The sequence below is a fragment of the Xanthomonas hortorum pv. cynarae genome, from assembly GCF_002939985.1.
Classification (GTDB): Bacteria; Pseudomonadota; Gammaproteobacteria; order Xanthomonadales; family Xanthomonadaceae; genus Xanthomonas; species Xanthomonas hortorum_D.
In genome coordinates, this window is the sequence record NZ_MDFM01000036.1 from 22,885 (window position 1) to 44,794 (window position 21,910).

General features: G+C 66.0%; 15 protein-coding genes. 4 read left to right on the forward strand and 11 right to left on the reverse strand.

Annotation, left to right across the window (positions count from 1 at the left end; genetic code table 11):
- Positions 1-36: 36 nt before the first annotated feature.
- The 9 genes from XcyCFBP4188_RS19315 to XcyCFBP4188_RS19365 form a co-directional block, all read right to left on the reverse strand.
- Positions 37-1,806 carry a hypothetical protein gene (locus XcyCFBP4188_RS19315; RefSeq protein ID WP_104592653.1) on the reverse strand — a complete coding sequence of 590 codons (1,770 nt, stop codon included), beginning with the start codon at positions 1,804-1,806 and terminating at the stop codon, positions 37-39.
- The gene (locus XcyCFBP4188_RS19320; protein WP_167393573.1) at positions 1,803-4,079 is read right to left on the reverse strand and encodes a DUF4175 domain-containing protein; all 2,277 of its coding nucleotides are present in this window, start codon (positions 4,077-4,079) and stop codon (positions 1,803-1,805) included. Before XcyCFBP4188_RS19320 ends, XcyCFBP4188_RS19315 begins: the two co-directional genes overlap by 4 nt.
- Positions 4,076-5,266 (reverse strand): BatA domain-containing protein, encoded by a 1,191-nt coding sequence (locus XcyCFBP4188_RS19325; protein ID WP_104592654.1) that lies wholly within the window; start codon positions 5,264-5,266, stop codon positions 4,076-4,078. Before XcyCFBP4188_RS19325 ends, XcyCFBP4188_RS19320 begins: the two co-directional genes overlap by 4 nt.
- 70 nt (positions 5,267-5,336) lie before the next feature.
- Positions 5,337-6,233, reverse strand: coding sequence for a DUF58 domain-containing protein (locus tag XcyCFBP4188_RS19330; protein WP_006449346.1), 897 nt, complete (start codon positions 6,231-6,233; stop codon positions 5,337-5,339).
- A 1-nt stretch (position 6,234) separates the two neighbouring features.
- On the reverse strand, positions 6,235-7,239 hold the full coding sequence (locus tag XcyCFBP4188_RS19335; RefSeq protein ID WP_104592655.1) for an AAA family ATPase: 1,005 nt from the start codon (positions 7,237-7,239) through the stop codon (positions 6,235-6,237).
- Positions 7,240-7,340: 101 nt separating this feature from the next.
- On the reverse strand, positions 7,341-8,153 hold the full coding sequence (locus XcyCFBP4188_RS19340) for a DUF4159 domain-containing protein (protein WP_104592656.1): 813 nt from the start codon (positions 8,151-8,153) through the stop codon (positions 7,341-7,343).
- The gene (locus XcyCFBP4188_RS19345) at positions 8,150-9,484 is read right to left on the reverse strand and encodes a TldD/PmbA family protein (protein ID WP_074056279.1); all 1,335 of its coding nucleotides are present in this window, start codon (positions 9,482-9,484) and stop codon (positions 8,150-8,152) included. The genes XcyCFBP4188_RS19340 and XcyCFBP4188_RS19345 overlap by 4 nt, the downstream gene beginning before the upstream one ends.
- 15 nt (positions 9,485-9,499) lie before the next feature.
- The gene (locus tag XcyCFBP4188_RS19350) at positions 9,500-11,134 is read right to left on the reverse strand and encodes a TldD/PmbA family protein (RefSeq protein WP_167387205.1); all 1,635 of its coding nucleotides are present in this window, start codon (positions 11,132-11,134) and stop codon (positions 9,500-9,502) included.
- A gap of 1,315 nt (positions 11,135-12,449) precedes the next feature.
- Positions 12,450-14,078, reverse strand: a complete 1,629-nt coding sequence (locus XcyCFBP4188_RS19365) for a TldD/PmbA family protein (RefSeq protein ID WP_167393574.1) — start codon at positions 14,076-14,078, stop codon at positions 12,450-12,452.
- Between the two features lie 391 nt (positions 14,079-14,469).
- Between XcyCFBP4188_RS19365 and XcyCFBP4188_RS19370 the strand changes: the two genes are divergently transcribed.
- Positions 14,470-15,741, forward strand: a complete 1,272-nt coding sequence (locus tag XcyCFBP4188_RS19370; protein ID WP_236613485.1) for a right-handed parallel beta-helix repeat-containing protein — start codon at positions 14,470-14,472, stop codon at positions 15,739-15,741.
- Positions 15,742-15,909: 168 nt separating this feature from the next.
- Here XcyCFBP4188_RS19370 and XcyCFBP4188_RS19375 read toward each other — a convergent pair whose 3' ends face one another.
- Together XcyCFBP4188_RS19375 and XcyCFBP4188_RS19380 are read right to left on the reverse strand one after the other, a co-directional pair.
- A complete protein-coding gene (locus XcyCFBP4188_RS19375) occupies positions 15,910-16,926 on the reverse strand; it encodes a class 1 fructose-bisphosphatase (protein WP_104592657.1) in 1,017 nt (338 codons plus the stop codon).
- A gap of 251 nt (positions 16,927-17,177) precedes the next feature.
- Entirely contained in the window at positions 17,178-18,380 is a 1,203-nt protein-coding gene (locus XcyCFBP4188_RS19380) for an amino acid aminotransferase (RefSeq protein WP_104592658.1), read from the reverse strand.
- A 156-nt stretch (positions 18,381-18,536) separates the two neighbouring features.
- Here XcyCFBP4188_RS19380 and XcyCFBP4188_RS19385 point away from each other — a divergent pair, with 156 nt between their 5' ends.
- The 3 genes from XcyCFBP4188_RS19385 to XcyCFBP4188_RS19395 all read left to right on the forward strand — a co-directional run bounded on the left by XcyCFBP4188_RS19385 (position 18,537) and on the right by XcyCFBP4188_RS19395 (position 21,628).
- Positions 18,537-20,672, forward strand: coding sequence for a TonB-dependent receptor family protein (locus tag XcyCFBP4188_RS19385; protein ID WP_167393575.1), 2,136 nt, complete (start codon positions 18,537-18,539; stop codon positions 20,670-20,672).
- A gap of 148 nt (positions 20,673-20,820) precedes the next feature.
- On the forward strand, positions 20,821-21,120 hold the full coding sequence (locus XcyCFBP4188_RS19390) for a hypothetical protein (protein WP_104592660.1): 300 nt from the start codon (positions 20,821-20,823) through the stop codon (positions 21,118-21,120).
- Between the two features lie 127 nt (positions 21,121-21,247).
- A complete protein-coding gene (locus XcyCFBP4188_RS19395) occupies positions 21,248-21,628 on the forward strand; it encodes a cupin domain-containing protein (RefSeq protein WP_006450226.1) in 381 nt (126 codons plus the stop codon).
- Positions 21,629-21,910: the final 282 nt, after the last annotated feature.

The following is a 21,910-nucleotide window of genomic DNA, read 5'->3' on the forward strand; positions in this document are numbered from 1 at the left end:
CACCCATGCGCTGATGCGGGTTGACGCGGCAGCAACTCAGCGCCTGCGTCGTTCCAGCCACCACAACGCCGTGGCTAGCGTGAGCCAGGCCAGTAGCCACGGCCAGCGGGTGCCGGGTTGGGCTATTGGCGTGCTGAGGGTCGCGTTTGTGTTGGTTGCTTTGGCGGCCATCGCAAGGGTGGCGTCGCGGGTTTGTTGGCTATGCAAGGCGGGGGCGTCGCCGGGCGCGCGGACATAGAGCCAGCGTTGTGCTGTGCCGGTTTGCAGGCGATGCCAACCTGCGCTTGTGGGCCAGTAGGCGGCGCAGACTTTGGCGCCGCTGTTGGGGTCGATCAGCAACGGTTGGGCTGGACCGGTGGAGCCGGTGACATGCGCGTCTGCAGCGATACCGCACAGTGACATGCGTTGTTGCGACCAGCCTTCTTGCACCGGGGCGGGTGCGGTGCCGCCCGCGCGGGCGATGGCGCCGAACAGCTGTGCCCACAGCGCGGCATGCAGGTCGCTGCGGCCGGCCAATACCAACGCGAAGCTGTCTTCGATCAGGGCGATGCCGATACGGCCGCGGCCTTGTGCGTGCCACCAGCCCAGCGCGCTACCGTCGTCGGCGCGTGCTGCGATCACTGCCTCGGCATCTCGCGGTTGCAGATCGCGGCGTTGCAGCGGTGGAAGTGCGGCAGTGTCGGCAGGGGCTGCAGCTGGATCGATGGACGGTGCGGCCGATGACAGCGACCGCGGGGCGGCGATTGCAGTGCTGGTGCTGCCACCGGTTGTCGTAAAGCCGAGCGCGTTGAGTGCTGCGCGGGTGCCGGTATCCAGTGGTCCGTCGGTGCGTACCAGCACGCCCAGGCCGCGGTCGATCGCGGCACGCACGCTCTGGCGTTGCGTGCTGCTCAGCGCGGCCAGGCGGCGTTGGTCGATGACCAGCAGGTCGAGCTTGTCCAGGCTGGTGGCGTCCAGTGCGGCGCTCTCGCCCAGTTGCACGCCGGGGCCGACCGCGATCTGGCTGCGCACGTCCAGCCCGGCATCGCTGGCCCAGCGGCGCAGGTATTTCAGTTCCGGCTGCGGCGCGCCGGCCAGCAACAGCACACGCGCGGGCGGCACTGCGGTGATCAGCACCGGCACCTGTACGCGGCTGCGTTCGGCGCCTGCGGCATCGCGCAGGCGCAGTGCGAACACCACCTGCCCTGCTGCGCGCGCCAGGCCACGCAGATGCACCTGGCCGGTTGCGTTGGCTACGGCGGTGTCGACCACCTGGCCGGCGGGATCGAGTAGCTCCACCCGTGCTGCCGGCAGGCCCTGGACGCGGGCGCTGATGGCGAAGGTTTCGCCGGGGGCGACCGGTGGCGGTGGCGAGACGGCGACCAGACCCTGCGGTGCCGGGCCAAGCGCCAGTCGCAGCGGTACGCCAAGTGCATCGCGGTCGCGTGCCGGCAGGCCGGTGCCATGCACGACCACTGCGGTGGTGCCGGGCGCGCGGCGCAGGGCGGTGGCCAGATCCGGTACGCGTGCCACGCCTGCCAGCGCAGGCGCTTCGGGCAAGGCGACCCATTGCGCCGCATTCGGGCCGACCTGAGCTGCCGTAGTGCCCGCGGTGGCGACGTGCAGCTCGCTCATGCTGCCAGCGCGCGGGGGCGGCAGCAGCACCGGGTACAGCAGGCCGGCGAGCAACGGTTGGGCGGCAAGCAACAACCATAGCCTGGCGCGCGAATGTGGTTGCCGAGCGTGCGCGCGTAACAGCCGGAACCAGCCGACGACGACCAGTACGAATAGTGCAGAACCGACCAGCCAGGGCAGTGATAGCGTCATGGCTGCGGCTCCCGGTGCAGTGCATCCAGATAGCGTTGGCCGCGCGCGTCCGGTGTGGCGCGTCGGTGGACGGGCGCGGGCGGGGCGACGAGGGTGCGCCAGACCTGGGTACGCAGTTGGGCGCGGCAGCTGGCGCAGTCCGGTTCGGCGCGCAGGGTCTCTACAGCGGCGGCCAGGCTCAGTGGATCGTGCAGGCGGTCTTGCTGGCGTTGCAGCCACTGCGCGTAGCGGGCCAGGGTGGCGTCCGGCACGGGTGCGGGTTCGCCCAGCGCGTCCCAGAGCTGCAGCGCGGACGGGTCGGGATCCGGGCGGGTGTCCAGCCCGGCGGCACGGTCGCCCAGGCCGGCGCGGTCGCCGCTCAGGCGCCGGCTGGGGTCGATCGGCGGTAGCTGGGTGCCGACCCGCGCCAGGTAGATGCGTTCGGCCTGTTGCACCTGCTTGATGAAGCCCAGCGCCTTATTGGCATAAGGCAGCGCACGCTCGGGGTGGCCCTGGCGCAGCTCGCCCTCGGATTGCCACATCTGGTCCAGCGCGGCGCGCAGCAGGGCGCGCGTTTGCGGGTCGAGCAGGGTGGCGGCTTCGGCGTGGTCGTGGGTATGCCCGAACTCGGAGAGCACATCCTGCGCCTGGCCGAAGCTGCTGCGCTCGGGCCGGCCGTTGTTGTTGCCGTGGTCATGGTCGTGGTCATCCAGCGCGGCGGCGCCGGGTTCGGATGCGGCGTCGCGTTCGTGCTCGTCGTGCCCGTGTTCGTCCTGGGCGGGCGCCTGCGCAGCTGTCGCAGGCGTTGTCGGTGCATCCGCAGTGGGCATGTCGGCAGTGGGCAGATCGTCGGCCGGGGCGTCACTGGTGGGCGGGTCGTCGGCAGTGGGCGGGCCCTTGGGTGCGCCTTCGCTTTCTTCGCCGAGAAACTGGCCGTAGCGCAGCCGCAGCAGGCGCTGGTCCACGCCGATGGCGTCGGACCGCTTGAGATAGGCATCCGGGTCCAGGTGCGGCTTTTCCTGCAGCAGCGCTTCGGCGTCGATGATGATCTGGCGCTGGCTGCGGAAATAGGCCGGCAGGGTCTGTTTGACGCTGGCCTCCAGGCCGGCGGCCATGGTCTGTTCGGGCGGCGGCCAGCGCAGGATCACGCTGGCGCTGCGGCCTTCCTGCGGCCCGGGTTGGCGGGTGTCGTGGACGATCAATTGGGCGATCAGGTCGTCGCCGGCCGCCATGCCCAGGGCCTGCGGCTGCAGCGTGGTGGAAAAGCTGCGTTGCCTGGCCGGGCCGCTGCCGGTGAGGGTGCGGTGCTGGGTTTTGAAGGTGATGTTCTCGCCGCTGCCCTGGGCCAGGGTCAGGCGCAGTTCGGCGGTGGCGGCCACCGCGTAGTCGTCGCTGGCTTCGAAGCGCAGCGTCCAGCCGGCATTGGTGGGCGTCCACAGCACCAGGCTTTGTTCGGGCGCGAGCACGCGCACCTGCGGCGGGCGATCCGGCAGCACGTCGAGCCGATGTAGCTGGCGGTCTGCCGGCGCACCGTCGATGAGGATGCGATACAGACTGGCGCGCTCGGCGATCCATTGGCCTTGCCACTGATCGCTGCTGCCTTGCCGGGCCAGCGCGATGAGGCGGCCGTCGGTGAGCCGCAGCGCCACGCTGCGCGGGGCGGGGCTGACCTGCAGCTGCCACTCCAGCCGGGTGCCGGTTGGCACGTGCGCATCCAGGCCGGGCAGGCGTGCGGACGGCAGGCCGGTGTAAGCGGGCGGGGTGCTGTGTAGCTGTGCCTGACGCAGCGTGGGAGCGCCGTTGCCGGCACGGGCAGCGGCGACGCGGTCGTTGCTCGGCGCGGGCTGGGTGGCGCGGTGCGGCCACAGCAGCAGTGCGACGCAGGCCAGCAGGCCGAGCAGGCTCCATGGCCAGGCGCGCCGCCACGGCCAGGCCGGGCGGAGATCGCGTGGGGTGCTGCGCAGGCGCTGTTCCAGGCGCTGCCGTTGCAGGGCCTGCAAGGGGCCGAGCTGCGCGGTCGAGGCGAACAGCAGGTCGCTGCTGTCTTCCAGATCCGCTTCGCGATCCAGCCGGCGGATCAGCCAGGTCTGGTCGAGTCGCCGTGTCGCCAGCATCGCCACGCCGGCCAGTGCCAACACACCCGCAATGAGCGACGGCACGATCGCCACGTGCGCGCCGGTGCGCCAGGCCAGCACCGCCGGGAGGACGGCCAGCGGTAGCCCGAACAGCAGCACGCCTGCGGCCTGCCGCCGTCGCGCGGCCTGCCATGCGTGGTGCAGCGCGGGCGTGCTCATGCCGCGTTGCTCCGGCGTGGCGATGTGGCCAGCCAGCGTTCGGCTGCGAACAGCAGCAGCACCAGACCGATCAACCACGGCGCCAGCGGCCACGGTGCGGTGGTCAGGCGGATGGCCGCAGGGCCACGCTGTGGTTGTTGGGTCTGTGCCAGCGCGCGCTGTGGGGTGGGAACCGGCTGCAGGGCGTCATGCAGGCGGGTGGGGAAATCGGCATCCAGCAAGGCGGGCAGGTGCTGCGGCTGCAGCTGCACGGACCAGCGCAGCAGGCGCCCGCGCCCGAATGCGATGGCATCGATCAGTGGCGCGCCGTGCGCGTCTTGCAGCACTGCCTGCCGCGGGCCGGCGAGTGCGGGAGGGGCCGGCGTCTGCGCGTCGAGCAGCAGGTGCCCGCCGGCTGCGACCCAGGCGATGACCGGCGCAGGCGGTGCGCTGTGCGAGAGCCAGACCACCACCGTGCCGGGTGCCCAGCGCGCCTGCACTGCGGCGTCGGGGGCGCTGACTGGCAACGCGCCGGGCACTGCCCAGGCAGCGTGTACGGCGCGCAGATAGCGCAGCGCCGGGTCGGTGGGGGCGTCGGCGATCGCCTGCATCCGCAGCGGTGCGACAGCTGCGGCTTGGGCGAGCGGCGATTGGCCGGGCAGCACCTGCCATTGCACGTTGCGCGACAGCTGCAGGCGCTGCGCATCCAGCGGCCCCCAGTGGCTCGGCACGATCATGCTGAGTGCGGTGTCCGGCGGCAGGCTGGCATCGAGCTCGCGCAGCAGGCTGCCGACCGGTTGCGTGGTGCCGCCGGGCGCGGTGTATGGGTTGGTCGCATCGGCATCGATCGGCGGGAAGCCCGGCGCCAGCCACACCCACTGCGCGTTTGCTGCGTGGCTGAGCGCGCGCGCCGCAGTCACATCCACGCCAGGACTCACCGCAATCCGCGGGCGCACATCCTGATGGTTGCGCAATGCCGGCTCGGCCAGCAGCAGCGCCAATGCCGCGAGCAACAGCAGGCGCACCAGCAGCAGCGGCCATTCGTCGAAGCGCACACGATGCCGTGGGCGCGGCAGCGCACGCAGCCAGCGCAGCGCGGCGAAGTCGGTAGGCCGGTGTTCGCTGCGGCGTGCCAGGTGGATCAGTAGCGGCAGCAGCAGTGCGGCCAACGCGGCCAGGCCGGCGGGGAAGAGCAGGAGCAGGTTCACGGCCGCGCCACCTCAGCGGCGTGCGCGACGAGGTGCAATGACGGTACCTCGCTGAGACGGGAGTATTGGCTCATCGCCGCGCACCCTGCCCAAACAAGTCGCGCAATGCCGCGTCGGGTGGTGCATCCAGATAATGCAGCGCATGCGCAATGCCGGCGGCCTGCCAGCGGGCCTGCCGCGCGCGCTGTGCATCGCCGAAACGCTGCATGTATGCGGCGCGCATCGCGGCGCCATCGCCAAGCAATTCTTCGCCGGTTTCCGGGTCGCGGAAGCGGTGCCCGCCGCTGAAAGTGAAATCGCGTTCGTCGCAGGTCAGCACTTGCAGCTGGATCACTTCGCGGCGTGCGGCGGCGAGTTTTTCGAGGGCGCCGACCAATTCTTCGTCGAAGCCATCGCCGATCGACAGCACCAGCGCATGTGCGGCGATGCGTTCCCACAGCGGGCGTAGCGCATCCATGCCGGGCCAGCGCCCGCCGGCGCGCAGACGCTGCAAGGCCAGCCAGAGCCGGTCGCGTTGACGCGGCCCGCCGCCTGCCGGCACTGCCACCAGGCCATCGCCGTGCACGGCGAACAAACCGACCTGATCGCCCTGGCGCAGCGCTACTTCGGCAGCACATGCGGCCAAGGTCGCCATCGCCTGCAAGCGCGTGTAGGCAGGGCGTGCCTGGTCTGCCTGGCCCGCGGAGGCGGTGGCATCGAGCAACAGCCACAGCGTGAGCGGGCTTTCGCGCTCTGCTTCGCGCACGAAGAAGCGGTCCGAGCGCGCGTAGAGTTTCCAGTCGATCTGGCGCAAGGCATCGCCGGGTTCGTAAGCGCGGTATTGCGAAAATTCCAGCCCGGCACCACGGTTGCGGCTGGCGTGCTGGCCGATGCCGTGCGCGCCCTGCGCGTGGCGCGCATGCAGCTGCAAACCGCGCAGGCGGCTGCGCAGCTCGGCAGGAATCAACGCCGGCAGGTCCACGCTCACGCTACTGCGCGCCCCACGCCGGGAACGGCACGGCGCGCAGCAGCGCGGCGACCACATCGTCGGCGCTGCGTTGTTCGGCCTCGGCCGCAAACGACAGCAGCAGGCGGTGGCGCATCACTGGCGCGGCCAGCGCAATGACATCGTCGCGGGTGGCGGCAAAGCGGCCTTGCAGCAATGCGCGTGCCTTGGAGGCGAGCACCAGCGATTGCCCGGCGCGCGGGCCGGCGCCCCATCGGATCCACTGGCGCACCTCGTCGCTGGCCTGCGGGCCGGGCCGGCTGGCGCGCACCAGGCGATTGATCCAGGTCAGCAGATCCGCGCCGACATGCACCTGCCGCACCTGTTGCTGCAGCGCCAGCACGCTGTCCGCGTCCATCACCACCGGCACCTGCGCAGTTGCGGTGCCGGTGGTCTGGGTGAGGATGTCGCGCTCTTCCTGCTCGCTGGGGTAGTCCACCCGCACATGCAGCAGGAAGCGATCCAGCTGCGCTTCGGGCAGCGGATAGGTGCCGGCCTGTTCGATCGGGTTCTGCGTGGCCAGCACGAAGAACGGCGCCGGCAGCGCATAGGTGGTGCCGGCGTAGCTGACGGTGCGCTCGCTCATCGCTTCCAGCAACGCGGCCTGGGTCTTGGGCGGGGTGCGATTGAGTTCGTCGGCCAGCAGCAGGTTGGTGAAGATCGGCCCCTGCTGAAAACGGAAATGCCGATGCCCGGTGCCGTGATCTTCTTCCAGCAACTCGGTGCCGAGGATATCGCTGGGCATCAGATCGGGGGTGAACTGCACGCGGCGAAACTGCAGCTCCAGCGCTTGCCCGAGCGAGCGCACCAGCAGCGTCTTGCCCAGGCCGGGGGCGCCTTCCAGCAGGCAGTGGCCGCCGGCGAGCAGGCCGATCAGCAGTTGCTCCACCACCGCGTCCTGGCCCACCACCGCCTGGGCCAGCGCTGCACGCAGCGCGCCGAGTTGGGAGAGCTGGTTGGCAAGAATGTCGTCGTTGGGGGAGGTCATGGGGGAAGTCTCGTTATCGGGTTGCTGGCGTAGGAGCGCGCTTGCGCGCGACGCTTCACCGGGAAATCTTCATCGCGCGCCAGCGCGCTCCTACACGGCGGTCAATTGGTCAGCGCATACATCACGATGTTGACGCCGAACCTGGTGTTGTCTTCGGCCAGAAACCGCTTGTTGCGCCAGTCGTAATCCCATTCGCAGCCGTAATCCTTGTTGCTGTACAACACGCCGAGCCGGCCATCGATGCTGATGCCCTTGAGGTAATCGTGCACCAGATCGTCGCCCCAGCCATTGAGTTCGAAACTGGTAGCCGGTGGGCCATCGGGGAACTTGAAGAACGCGTTGTAGAGGCGATGACTCTTGGGCAACTTCTGCAGCGCGGTCTTGCCGAAGATGGACGCCATCTGCGCCTCGAACGACGTCGCAAACAGGCCATCGATATCGTGATTGCAATCGTCCACGAACACGAAGCCGCCATTGCGCACATAGCGCTCGAAGTTGCGCCGCTCGGCCGGATTGAATTCCACCAGCTTGTGCCCGGACAGATAGCAGAACGGCGCCTGCAACATGCGCGGATCGGCCAGATCCAGCACGTGTTCCTGCGGGTCCACACGTAGCTGGGTGTAGTCGATCAGCGAGGTGATCAAGTTGGACGGCATGCGCGCATCCACATCCCAATCACCGGAGTCGTAACGCAGCCGGGTGAACCAGAAATCGTAGTTTCCCGCCGCACGCACCTGTAGCGGTAGCGCCAACGTTGTGGCACTACCGAGCAGCAGACCGAGGAAATAGCGACGCGATGTCGTGGCCGGGAGGGAACCGGGAACCGGAAGCGCTGGTAAACAATCCGGTTGGCAAGAGCAGCGCCTGCTCTCCCATTCTCGATTCCCCACTCCCCATTCCCGGCTCCTACTCACACCGCATCCGACAACGAGGTAAACGTAAAGTCGCGCAGCCGCATCGGCGGGATCATCATCACGAAGCTGGATTCGTCACCGGCCACGCGCACCGGCTTGCCCAACTCGTCGATGTTGTTGAGCATGATCACCGGCGATTCGTTGAAGCGGAAATTCTTCACCGGGTATTTGATCTGCCCGTTCTCGATGTAGAAGGTGCCGTCGCGGGTGAGGCCGGTGAGCAGCACGGTCTGCGGGTCGACCATGCGGATGTACCAGGTGCGCGTGACCAGGATGCCCTTTTCGGTGCCGCGCACCAGCTCGGCGATGTTCTTGTCGCCGCCGGCCATCAGCAGGTTGCCCGGCTCGCCGATCGCGCGCTTGCCGTTCTTCTGGGCCCAGTAGCGCGAATACTGCAGGTTGGCGATCTTGCCGTTTTCCACGATCGACATCTTCTCGCGCGGCAGGCCCTCTTCGTCCCACGGCAACACTGCGGCACGCGCATCCCACGGGTCGGCGGTGATGTTCACGCGCGGGTCGTAGACCTGCTCGCCGAGCTTGTTGCCGCCGCCCTTCTTGGACAGGAAGCTGCGGCCTTCATCGGCGCGGCGTGCGTCGAAGAAATTCATCATGAACGAGATCAACCCCGCAGCGGCGGCCGGCTCCAGAATCACCGTGTACTTGCCCGGCTCCAGCGCCTTGGCCTCGGCCGAATCGCTGGCCTTGCGCATGGCGATGCGGATGTCCTGCTCTGCCTTGAAGTCGGCGGCATCCTTCAAGTTGCGCCCCACCCAGCCCGAGCCGCGGCCGTCTTCGGTACGCACGGTGCAGGTGTAGTCGAAACGTGCGCCACGCTGGTAGCCGAAATTGCCCTTGCTGTTTGCGAATGCGGTGAAGCTTTGGCCATCCTCGAGAAAGCCGGCAGCGATCAGCCCTTTGCCCTTGCACGGGGCGATCGAATCGGCGGCGACCTGCGCGCGAAACGCCGGGTCGATGGCCGCGGTGGAGTCGCTGAAGGTCGGGCTGGCGGTATAGGTTTGCTTCTCGACCGCCGGCATGAATTCCGGATTTTCCGGCGCCAGCCGGGCCAGATCTTCGGCACGCCGCACCACGCGTTCCAGCGCGGCGTCGTCGAACTCATTGATGGTGGCGATGCCCACGCGCTTGCCGAACGCCACCTGCACCTGCAGGTCGGTGTTGTCGACGATGCCGCTGGTGGACACGTTGTTGAGTGCGAAACGGATATTGCCGTCGATCGCGCCGGTGAGCGTGGCGGTGCACTCATCGGCCTTGGACAACTTGATGACCTTGTCCAGAATGGCCTTGGCCTGCGCTTCGGTAAGGATGCTCATATGGGTTTCTCCTGATCAGCCGAGCGAGCGGGCGGTGTTGATGACGTTGATGCCGTCGAAACGGGCGGTGGACGAGCCGTGCGAGACCGCCGAGGACTGGCTGGGCTGGCCCTTGCCGTCGAAGAACGAGCCGCCCATGCGGTAATCGCGTTGATCGGCCACTGCGCTGCAGGCGTTCCAGAATTCCGGGGTGCGGATCTGGTAGGCCACGTCCTCAAGCATGCGGGTGATCGCGCCGTTCTTGATTTCGTAGAACAGCTGGCCACCGAACTGCGCGTTGTAGCGCTGCTGGTCGATGGAAAACGAGCCGTCGCCGATGATGTAGATGCCGTTTTCCACGTTCTTGATCAGGTCGCTCACGCTCAGCGGCGTCTTGCCGGCCGCCAGCGAGACATTGGCCATGCGCTGGAACTGCACGCTCGACCACGAGTCGGCGTAGCAGCAGCCATCGGAGGCGGTCTTGCCGAGGATATGCGCCTGATCGCGAATGGCCTGGTAGTCCACCAGCTTGCCGTCGCGGATCAGATCCCACTGTTTGGTCTTGACGCCTTCATCGTCGTAGCCCACCGCGCCCAGGCTGCCGGGCTGGAGCTTGTCGGCCAGGATATGCACCTTGTCGCTGCCGTACTGGAAGCCGGCCTTGAGCTTGTCGAGCGTGGCGAAACTGGTGCCGGCGTAGTTGGCCTCGTAGCCGAGCACGCGGTCCAGTTCCAGCGGGTGGCCGACCGATTCGTGGATGGTGAGCCAGGTGTGCGAGGGGTCCAGCACCAGGTCGTACTTGCCCGGTTTCACAGACGGCGCCTTGAGCTTTTCCTGCGCCTGCTTGGCCGCCGCAATGGCGTCTTCCTTCATGTCGTAGGACAGGCCGTAATTGACCACGCCGTTGGGCGAGACGAACTTGCCCGAGGCCGCGCCATCCAGATATTCGTAGCCCAGGCCCATCGGTGCGGAGAGTCCGTCGCGGGTGCGGAACTTGCCGCTGGCCTTGTCGATGGCAGTCACGCTCATCGGCGCCCAGATGCGGTGCACGTCCTGATCGATGTAGGAACCATCGGTGCTGGCGAAGTACTTCTGCTCGTTGACCACGAACAGCATCGAGTTGACGAAGTTGGCGCCGGCCGCGGTGGCGGCGGCATTGACGCCGAGCAGCAGGTCGACCTTGTCCTTGATCGGAACTTCCATCGCGTTCTTCTTGATCGGGGTCTTCCAGCTCACCTCGCCCACGCCGGGCGTTGGCGCCAGTTGCACGGGGGTGCCCTGCACCTTGGCATTGGCCTTGGCGATCGCGGCGGCCTGCGATGCGGCCTTGGCCACGCCCTGTTCGGTGAGATCGTTGGTGGCGGCAAAGCCCCAGGCACCGGCCACGAGGACGCGGATGCCGGCACCGATGGATTCGGTGTTGACCACGTTCTGCACCTTGTCCTCGCGGGTGATCACGAACTGGCGCAGATAGCGGCCGATGCGCACATCGCAATAGCTCGCACCGGCCTGACGGGCGGCGTTGAGGCCGGCATCGGCCAGGCGCTTCTTGCGGCCCACATCCAGTTGCGTCAACAACTGCTCGGCGGCAATGGCCTTGCCGAAGTAGGCGGGCACGATCAGCCCACCCATGGTCAGCCCGGTCAGGGCCAGGAAATCACGTCGTTGCACGGGCAACTTCCCAATAGTCCCGCGCGGCGCGCAGGTAGTGTGGTGACGCACAGATGGGTATCTGCACGGTATCGCCGATTCTTGCCGGGCAATGAACGCTGCGTCAAATGACTTTCGACATGGGTGTGGGTAAATGCTGTGCCCGCATAGAGTGAGTGGCACAACATGCATACAGGTGTGGCGAGCGCGGCCGACAGCGTGCGATGGATGCATTTGCGCGGGGGCACGTAGCGGATGCCATGCATGCTTGCCTTAGCGACGATTATGCGATGCGCTATCAGCACACATCACGCCATCATGCGCAGTATTTGCTTCACAGGTTCAGAGCGGCTGACAAACTAAGGAGATGATCTGCGCGCTGGCTGCGGGGCCTTTGCCCGCCTACCATCGCGGGACACGCCGCAAGTACGTCCGTGTAGGCTCTTACGCGGCATCCATGCTGCGTAAGGTCCCGCGACGGTGAGCGGGCAAGGACCAGTCGAGATGGTAGGTGTGCATGGTTGCAAGCGAGGCATGACGTGTGCTGTTTGAATAACGCCGCGTCGGATCATCTTCGTAACGCAAGGCGATCAACCTGCAGGCTTTAAAAAGCTACCGACTCACTCTCTGGTGCGGTGTCCTCGCCGCTTGCGGGACCGTGTGGNCTACATGGACGTACTTGCGGCGTGTCCCGCGAGCGGCGAGGGCACCGCGCGCTCGACTGACCATGCTTTTGACCTACAGCGTTTGAATGCATTTAAACAACATAAGTCGATATCTTTGTTGCTGTGAGCTGATTGAACGATGTAAGGGCTTCAGCGGCAGAGCGATAGGGCTGCAACTTCGCTGCAGGGCCCTTGCCCGCCCACCATCGCAGGACACGCCGCAAGTACGTCCGTGTAGGCTCTTACGCGGCATCCATGCCGCGTAAGGTCCCGCGACGGTGGGCGGGCAAGGACCCGTCGAGTTGATCGGTGTGCGTAGCTTTCAATAAAACAGCCCGCAAACTTTCTGGTGAGGACACCGCGCGCTCGACTGACCATGTTTTTGACTCACAGCGTTTGAATGCATCTAAACAATATAAGTCGATATCTTTGTTGCGGTGAGCTGATTGAACGGTGTAGACGCTCCAGCGGCAGAGCGATAGGGCTGCAACTTCGCTGCAGGGCCCTTGCCCGCCCACCATCGCGGGACACGCTGCAAGTACGTCCATGTAAGCTCTTACGCGGCATCCATGCCGCGTAAGGTCCCGCGACGGTGAGCGGGCAAGGACCAGTCGAGATGGTCGGTGCGCATGACTTTCAGCAAAGCAACTACCAACGTTTGTTAGCCACTCTCAGCCCAACGAACGCGCGGTATTGATCACGTTGATGCCATCGAAGCGTGCGGTGGATGATCCATGCGACACGGCCGAGACCTGGCTGGGTTGGCCCTTGCCATCGAAGAACGAGCCGCCCAGGCGGAAGTCGCGTTGATCGCAGACTGCGCTGCAGGCATTCCAGAATTCCGGCGTGCGGATTTGATAGGCACCGTCTTCCACCAGCCGCGTGACCTGGCCGTTCTCGATCTCGTAGAACAACTGCCCGCCGAACTGCGCGTTGTAGCGCTGCTGGTCGATCGAATACGAACCGCGCCCATGGATATACAACCCGTGCTCGACGTTCTTGATCATCTCGGCAACGCCAAGTGGTTGTTTGCCTGCGGCCAGCGACACATTGGGCATACGCTGGAACTGCACGCTGGACCAGGAATCTGCATAGCTGCAGCCATCGGAAGCGGTCTTGCCGAGCAGGTGCGCCTGATCGCGCGTGCATTGGTAATCGACCAGGATGCCGTCTTTCACCAGCTCCCACTGCTTGCTCTTGACGCCCTCATCGTCATAACCCACCGCGCCCAGGCTGCCGGGCTGGGTGCGGTCGGCGACGAAGGTCACCGCATCGCTGCCCCAGCGAAAACCTGCATCGCGCTTGTCCAGCGTGGCGAAGCTGGTGCCGGCGTAGTTGGCCTCGTAGCCGAGTACGCGATCGAGCTCGAGCGGGTGGCCCACCGACTCGTGGATGGTGAGAAACAGATTGCTCGGGTCGATTACCAGATCGTACTTGCCGGCCTTCACCGAGGGTGCGGTGAGTTTGGCGCGCGCCTGTTTGGCGGCAGCAATCGCATCTTCGCGCGCGTCGTAGCTGTGGCCGTAGCCGATGAGTCCGCCAGGCAACTGGTGCTTCTGGCTGGCATCGCCATCCAGATATTCGTAACCCATGCCCATTGGCGAAGATAGCCCGTCGCGGGTGCGGAACTTGCCGCTGGCCTTGTCCACCGCCGTGACGGTAAACGGCAACCACAACCGGTGCACGTCCTGATCGATGTAGGAGCCGTCGCTGCTGGCGAAATATTTCTGCTCGTTGATCGCGAACATACGTGAGGCAACGAAGGTGGCACCGGCAGCGAGCGCTGCTGCGTTGACGTCCATCAGCAGCGCCACCTTGTCGCCCAGCGGTACTGCCATCGCGTTCTTCTTGATCGGAGTCTTCCAGCTCACCTGCCCGGCCGGGGTCACCGGCGCCAACTGCACCGGCGCACCGCCCAGCCGTGCGTTGGCCTTGGCGATGGCTACCGCCTGGTGCGTGGCAGTGGCCACGCCATCGCTGGTGAGCGTATTGGTGGCCGCAAAACCCCACGCACCATCGGCCAGCACGCGCACGCCCACACCGCTGGATTCGGCGTTGACCACGTTCTCCACCTGCGCCTCGCGGGTGATCACAAACTGACGCAAATAACGGCCCACGCGCACATCGCAGTAGCTGGCACCAGCCGCCTTGGCGGTGGTCAACGCGGTATCGGACAGGCGCCGGTTGCGCGCCGCATCCACCGGGGTAAGCAATTGCTCGGCCGCGATCAGGCGCGTATGCGGCAGCAGCAACCCGGCAGCACCGATGCCGGACAAGGTGAGGAAGGTACGACGGTCCACGTAGCGTTCTCCGATGACAATGCGGCAAACAAGATCCAACAGTCGCCGCTGAGTGCGGCATCGGTCAACTGTCGTCGGTCCTGTTTCAGGCGCGGCACCGCAAGCTGTTCGAATGCAACTTGCCGCAACTGCATGCGGTCGCCATATGCCAGGCCGCATGCAGTTGCGTGCATGTGCGCTGCGATAGGCATCACATATAGCGAACGCGACCGCTGGCGCGGCCAGCGAAGTTCGCTAAGCTGCGCCGCCGCTTCGCAACAACGCGGCACACGGGATGTCGTTCGACTGGAGGGCACCCACCTAGCATCCATGCATGCAAATCACCAAGGCAATCATTGCAATGAAGCTTATTTCTCACACTGCCGCGCTGATGGCAGTTGTTCTGTGTGCCATGGCCTCGACGGCAACCGCCGCCGACTGGTATGTGTCCCCGACCGGTGCTGCGGGCAATTCCGGAACCCGGGCCGCGCCACTGCCCACCATCATGGCAGCGCAAGCACTGGCCTCTGCCGGCGACACCGTGTATCTGCGTGGCGGTACCTATCGCCTGACCAATGCCGATATCAACAAGGTCGATACGGTCCGCGCGGTGATCAACAATCTCGTCAAGAGCGGTATTTCCTATGTCGCCTACGCAGGCGAGCGGCCAACTTTCGACTTTTCCTCGGTCACCCCGGTGGATCGGCGTGTGGTTGCCTTTCGCGTGGCGGCCAGCAATTGCGTATTCAGAGGCTTCGACGTGGTCGGTGTGCGCATCACGATCGCAGATCGAATGACGCAATCGGAAGCATTCTTCGTCGATGGCGGCAATAGCAATCTGTTCGAGAATCTGGCCATCCACGACGGCCAGGCGATCGGTTGGTATCTGGTGTCCGGCAGCAACAACCGGGTGCACAACGTCGATGTGTACAACAACCGCGGCTTGAACGCTTTCTCAGACGGCAATATCGATGGGTTTGGCGTGCATCCGACGCTTGCGGGAAGTACCGGCAACAGCATTGAAGACAGCCGCGCATGGTTCAACAGCGATGATGGCTTCGACCTCATCAATGCGGCTGCCGCAGTCACCCTGCAGCGCAACTGGTCTTTCTACAACGGCTACGACAGCAAGTTCACCATGCTGGGCAATGGCGCAGGCTTCAAGGCAGGCGGCTACGGCCGCAATGGAAGCGTCTATCCGAAGCCGGTCCCCCGGCACATCGTGCGGTTCAATCTGGCGGTGGGCAATCGAACAAACGGGATGTATGCCAATCATCATATCGGTGGGCAGGAGTGGACCAGCAACACCTCGATCAAGAACGGCCGCGCCAACTACGACATGCAATCCACCTTGAGCGACAACCTCACCGACGTGCCGGGATACGACCATGATCTGGCCAACAATCTGGGCTTCGGAACGCGGATCGAGATGATCAACCTGGGCTCTGCCACCGCGAATGACATCGGACGCAATTCGTTCAATCTTCCACTGGTCGTCAGCGCGAGCGATTTCGTCAGCCTGGACGAGCGGCAACTCATGCGTCCGCGGCAGAGCAACGGCGACCTGCCTGTCATCACCTTTGCGGCCCTGGCGCCAGGTAGTGCGCTGATCGATGCCGGGGCCGACAGTGGTCAGGCCTACAACGGCAACGCGCCGGACCTGGGCGCCTTCGAGTCGCGCTAGCACGCATCGCTCGCGTCACAGGCCGATGCCGGATGTTCCCAGCGTCGACGGCATTCCAATCGTTACAACCAGCGGGTTGGTCTCGCTCAACGCCGATGCATCCACGACACCCAAAAAATGGGTGTCATGGAGCCTGTTCAGATGATCGAGGAGCCCAGTGTTTGAATCTCAGCCCTGCGCCTTGTCGAACTCAACGTGATACCGCGTCGCCTCAGCCACTTCGTTCTTCGAGCCCAAGAACACCGGCACGCGCTGATGCAATTGCGTCGGTTGGATATCCAGAATGCGCTCGCGTCCCGTGGTGGCCGCGCCGCCGGCCTGTTCCACCAGCATGCTCATCGGGTTGGCTTCGTACATCAGGCGCAGCTTGCCGGGCTTGGTGGCGTCCTTCTTGTCCCAGGGGTAGATGAAGATGCCGCCGCGAGTGAGGATGCGGTGCACGTCGGCGACCATGCTGGCGATCCAGCGCATGTTGAAGTCCTTGCCGCGGGTGCCGTCCTTGCCGGCGAGCAGGTCGCCCACGTAGGCCTGCATGGCCGGTTCCCAGTGGCGCTGGTTGGACATGTTGATGGCGTATTCGGCGGTGTCGTCGGGCACGCGCATGTTGGCCTGGGTCAGCAGGAAGCTGCCTTCCTCGCGTTCCAGGGTGAAGGCGTGGGTGCCGTGGCCGAGCGTGAGCACCAGCATGGTGCTGGGGCCGTAGATGCAGTAGCCGGCGGCCACCTGCTTGGTGCCCGGCTGCAGGAAGTGTTCGTCGCCGGGCTTGTCGGTGCCCTCGGGGGCGCGCAGCACCGAGAAGATGGTGCCGACCGAGACGTTGACGTCGATGTTGGAGCTGCCATCGAGCGGGTCGAACAGCAGCAAGAAGTCGCCGCTGGGGTACTGGTCGGGCACCGGCTGGCTGTGATCCATTTCTTCGGATGCGCACGCGGCCAGGTGGCCGCCCCAGGCGTTGGCTTCGAGCAGGATGTCGTTGCTCAGCACGTCGAGCTTCTTCTGCGCCTCGCCCTGCACGTTGCCGGTGCCGGCATCGCCGAGCACGCCGCCCAGGGCGCCCTTGCTCACAGCGATGGAAATGCGCTTGCAGGCGCGCGAGACGATGGTGATCAGCTGGCGCAATTCCGCATCGATACGGCCGGCGTGTTGCTCTTCGATCAGGAAGCGGGTCAGCGAGGGACGCGACATGGGAACGGGCAGCCTGTGTAGGAAGTGGTCGCCCATTGTCGCCATTGCGCCGTTAGATTTCGATCACTTGATGTGCGTTTTGCAGCAAACCTGATCGAACGTGCGCGAATGTGTTGCCGACCACATGGGCTACCGGCAGGTACCACTCGCCGTTTGAGCGCCTCCGCGCGGCTGCAAGGGCGGCGAACAAGCACAAAAAAACCGGGAGGCCCGCGCGCTCCCGGTTTAGGCGTTTCACCCAACCGCTGCGGTCACATGCGGCTGACGGTGGCCACCGCTTGTGCCACGTATTCCAGGTTGCGCTGGCTCAATGCGGCCACGCAGATGCGGCCGGTGCCGACGGCGTAGATCGCGAACTCGTCGCGCAGGCGGTCCACCTGGGTCCTGGTCAGGCCCGAGTACGAGAACATGCCGGCCTGGCGCTGGATGAAGTCGAACTCCGGCGCGCCCAGCGTGGCGAGCTTGGCGACCAGGCCTGCGCGCAGGGCGTGGATGCGCTCGCGCATTTCGGTGAGTTCCTGCTCCCACAGATCGCGCAGCTCCGGGCTGGTCAGCACGCCGGCCACCAGGGCGGCGCCGTGCGTGGACGGGCTGGAGTAGATCGTGCGGATGATGCGCTTGACCTGCGACTGCACGGCCTTGGCTTCGGCCGCGGTAGCCGAGACCACCGACAACGCGCCCACGCGCTCGCCATACAGCGAGAACGACTTGGAGTAGGAGCTGGCGACCACGTAGCTGTCGATGCCTTCGGCCGCGAGCAGGCGCACCGCATACGCATCGGCCTCGATGCCCTTGTCGAAGCCCTGGTAGGCGATGTCGACGAACGGGAACAGGTTGCGCTCCTTCAACAGCCCGGCGACCTGCTTCCACTGCTCCTTGGTCAGGTCGGCGCCGGTCGGGTTGTGGCAGCAGGCGTGCAGCAGCACCACCGTGCCTGGTTCGAGCTTGGCCAGATCGGCCAGCATGCCGTCGAAATTCAGGCCATGGCTGGCGGCGTCGAAATAGGTGTAGTCGACAACCTCGAAGCCGGCCGCGCCAAACACTGCGCGATGGTTTTCCCAGCTCGGGTTGCTGATGGCGATGGTGGAGGTGGGCAACAGCTTCTTGAGCAGGTCCGCGCCCACGCGCAATGCGCCGCTGCCGCCGACGGTCTGCGAGGTCGCCACGCGGCCGGAGGCCACCAGCGCCGACTCGGCGCCGAACAGCAGCTCCTGGGTGGCCTTGTCGTAAGCGGCCAGGCCGTCGATGGGCAGATAGCCGCGCGGTTTGGCCTCCAGCGCGAGCTGCTGCTCGATCTTGTGCACGGCGCGCAACAGCGGGATGCGCCCGTTTTCGTCGTAATAGATGCCAACGCCCAGGTTGACCTTGTTGGGGCGGCTATCGGCGTTATAGGCCTCGGTCAGGCCCAGGATGGGGTCGCCTGGAATCTGTTCCACGTTTGCAAAGAAGGACACGGCATGACTCGCTGAAGGACGAAAGAGTGAGGGACTTCCGGGTGCTTGACCGCGGCTGGGCCAAACCACTTCATCGTAGCAGCCCATGGCGGGCGTAGCATGCTTCGTTCCGTACGCAACAATGCGCTCGCAGTACGGATGAGGGACACTACGCCCATGCCCAGACTCACCTTGTTGGCCGCCGCGTGCGGCCTGTTCGCCACGAGCGCCGCGCCGCTCGCCCTGGCCGCCGACACGGCGCCGTCGTCGACACCGATCCAGCGCTTGCCCACCGTGCAGGTGGACGCCGCGCGCGTGCACGGGGTGGACGACTTCGACCTGCCGGCCTCGTTCACCGTGGTGGCGGCCGACGACGACAACCGCCGCGGCGCGCAGGTGTCCGAGCTGCTCGATGGCATCCCAGGCCTGGTGGCGCGCGACCGCCAGAACTACGCGCAAGACACCCAGCTGTCGATCCGCGGCTTCGGCGCGCGCTCCACCTTCGGCGTGCGCGGCGTGCGCCTGCTGGTGGACGGCATCCCGGCCAGCATGCCCGATGGCCAGGGCCAGCTCTCGCACTTCAACGTGCTGGGCGCCGAGCGGGTGGAAGTGCTGCGCGGCCCGTTCTCGGCGCTGTACGGCAATTCCTCCGGCGGGGTGCTGCAGCTGTGGAGCGCCGACGGCAAGCCGGGCGACCCGTGGCGGCTGCGGGCCACCTACGGCAGCAACGCCACCGTCAATGTCGGCGCGCAATTGCTCGGCCAGCAGGGCGCGGTGCACTACAACCTGGCCGCCAATCATTTCGAAACCGACGGCTTTCGCGACCATAGCCGCGCCAGGCGCGATTCGGTCAACGCCAAGCTCGGTTTCGATCTGGCCGAAGGCCGCCGGCTGGATCTGGTGCTCAACTATCTGGACGCACCCGACGCGCAGGACCCGCTCGGCCTGACCCGCGCCCAGTTCAATGCCGACCCGGCGCAGGCCACGGCGGTGGCGACCCAGTTCAACACCCGCAAATCGGTGCGCCAATCGCAGGCCGGGGCGATCTTCACCCAGCAGTTCGACAGCCAGACGCTGCGCCTGATGGCCTACGGCGGGCAGCGCAGCGTGGAGCAGTATCTGGCGATCCCGGTGGCGGTGCAGCGCAACCCGCTGCATTCGGGCGGGGTGATCGATCTGGACAGCAATTACGAGGGCGCCGATGCACGTTGGGCCTGGCAAGGCGACGCGTTGGGCCGGCCGCTGCAGCTGACCGTGGGCGCCAATGTCGATCGCCAGCGTCAGCACCGCACCGGTTACGAAAACTTCGTCGGCGACACGCTCGGCGTCAAAGGTGCGCTGCGCCGCAATCAGCGCGATCAGGTCGAGAACGTGGACCAGTTCGCGCAGCTGTGGTGGCAATGGAGCGATCGCTGGTCTGCGTTGCTGGGCGTGCGCCATAGCGAGGTGCGCTTCGACTCGGACGACCATTACATCATCGGCCGCAATCCCGACGACAGCGGACAGCGCGATTATTCGGCGACCACGCCGGTGGCCGGCATCGTGTTCCGTGCCGCCGAGGATCTGCGTTTCTACGCGTCGGTCGGACGCGGTTTCGAAACGCCCACCTTCAATGAGTTGGGCTATCGCAACGATGGCGGCGCCGGCCTGGCGCTGGATCTGGGCGCGGCGACAAGCCGCAACTACGAAGTCGGCAGCAAGTGGCGCGCGCAAAGCGGTGCTGCGGTGGAATTCGCCTTGTTCCGTGCCGACACCGACGACGAACTGGCGGTGGCCAGCAACACCAATGGCCGCAGCACCTATCGCAACATCGGCGCCACCCGCCGCCAGGGCGCGGAGCTGAGCTGGAATCAACCGGTGGGCGACACCCAGCAAGTGCAGCTGGCCTATACCTTCGTCGATGCCACCGTGCGCGATGGCTATCTCACCTGCGCCAGCAGCGGCTGCGCCACGCCCACTGCGCCGGTCGCGAGCGGATCACGCCTGCCCGGCGTGCCGCGTCAGCAGCTGTTCGCACGTTGGCAGTGGCAGCCGGCGCAGTGGCAGTTCGCCGCCGAAACGGTGGCCTCCGACGCCACCGTGGTCAACGACCTGGCTACCGAACGCGCACCCGGCTATGCGCTGGTCAATCTGGAAGCCTCCAGGCGCTGGACCACGAGTGTCGGCGCGCTGCGCACCTTCGCCCGCATCGACAACGTGCTGGACCGGCACTACATCGGCTCGGTGATCGTCAACGACGGCAACGGACGCTATTACGAGCCGGGTCCGGACCGCACCTACACGGTGGGCCTGCAATGGGATTTCGGCGGCTGAGCTACCCGCAGGCGGCGCGCGTCCAACAACGCGCACGCCGCCCGTAGGAGCGCACCCGGGCGCGACGAAGCCTTCCCGATAACACGCGCGTCGCCACGCAACGGCCACAGCAGCGCAATTGCATCTCCAACACCACCCCAGGCCACACATGATCGTCATCGATCACGCCCCCGCAGACTGGTTTCTCCTGCACAAGGACAACCGCTACTGGCTGGACATCAACTGCACAATCTCGGCCACCGGCTTCTCGCTCCTGCTGGCATTGAACGCAACCGAGCAGGCCGATGTGCTGGCAGACGGGCATGCCGCCTGCGCACGGCTGGCCGCGCAGGTGCAATGGCGGCCGCACGACTTTGCCGCGCGTGATGTCAGCGCCAGTCACGGTGCGCAGGTCACCGCGGCCGTGCAGGCGTGGCGCGCGGCAGACACCGGCACCACGCGCGCATGAGCGCGCATCGCGCCGGGCAAACCGCTCGCGCTGTCCGTCGCGCGTCGCTGCAAGGCGCTGCGTTGATGCAGCGGTGACTGCCGGCAATGCGATGCACTAAGCTTGCAAGCGCATTCCCCGCACAAGGATGTTTCCGTTGAACACGCGCTACGCCCCGATCGATTTCAGCGACAAGCTCGCGCTGCTGTCGCAGCACTGGTCGCCACGTGTGGTGGCGGAAATGAACGACTACCAGTTCAAGCTGGTCAAGCTGCAGGGCGCCTTCGTGTGGCATCAGCATGCGGACACGGACGAGGTGTTTATCGTGCTGGACGGCAACATGTCGATCGAGTTTCGCGATGGTGTGGTCGCGCTGTCGGCCGGGCAGATGCATGTGGTGCCCAAGGGTGTCGAACACCGGCCGGTGGCGGAGCAGGAATGCAGCGTGTTGCTGGTGGAGCCGCGCGGCGTGGTCAACACCGGCGATGCGGGTGGTGCGTACACGGCTGACAACGACGTCTGGATTTGATTGTTGTGCGGTGCGTGCGTGTGGGTGTGGAGCGGCTGATCTGCCGATTTGCTGCAGGGCCCTTGCCCGCCCACCGTCGCGGGACACGCCGCAAGTACGTCCGTGTAGGCTCTTACGCGGCATCCATGCCGCGTAAGGTCCCGCGACGGTGGGCGGGCAAGGACCAGTGGAGATGGTCGGTGTGCTTGGTTGTGATTAGGGCCTGTTAACACATCCGAAGCCCATCAACGACTAGGACGAAGCTGAGGAATCCAAGGAACATGATATCTAGCTTCTCGAAGC

What these genes read in the sequence shown, in the direction of transcription:
- XcyCFBP4188_RS19315 (WP_104592653.1), bottom strand. Translation starts at nt 1,806, where the DNA reads ATGACGCTATCACTGCCCTGGCTGGTCGGTTCTGCACTATTCGTACTG.
- XcyCFBP4188_RS19320 (WP_167393573.1), bottom strand. Translation starts at nt 4,079, where the DNA reads ATGAGCACGCCCGCGCTGCACCACGCATGGCAGGCCGCGCGACGGCGG.
- XcyCFBP4188_RS19335 (WP_104592655.1), bottom strand. Translation starts at nt 7,239, where the DNA reads ATGACCTCCCCCAACGACGACATTCTTGCCAACCAGCTCTCCCAACTC.
- XcyCFBP4188_RS19345 (WP_074056279.1), bottom strand. Translation starts at nt 9,484, where the DNA reads ATGAGCATCCTTACCGAAGCGCAGGCCAAGGCCATTCTGGACAAGGTC.
- XcyCFBP4188_RS19370 (WP_236613485.1), top strand. Translation starts at nt 14,470, where the DNA reads ATGGCCTCGACGGCAACCGCCGCCGACTGGTATGTGTCCCCGACCGGT.
- XcyCFBP4188_RS19375 (WP_104592657.1), bottom strand. Translation starts at nt 16,926, where the DNA reads ATGTCGCGTCCCTCGCTGACCCGCTTCCTGATCGAAGAGCAACACGCC.
- XcyCFBP4188_RS19385 (WP_167393575.1), top strand. Translation starts at nt 18,537, where the DNA reads ATGCCCAGACTCACCTTGTTGGCCGCCGCGTGCGGCCTGTTCGCCACG.
- XcyCFBP4188_RS19390 (WP_104592660.1), top strand. Translation starts at nt 20,821, where the DNA reads ATGATCGTCATCGATCACGCCCCCGCAGACTGGTTTCTCCTGCACAAG.
- XcyCFBP4188_RS19395 (WP_006450226.1), top strand. Translation starts at nt 21,248, where the DNA reads ATGTTTCCGTTGAACACGCGCTACGCCCCGATCGATTTCAGCGACAAG.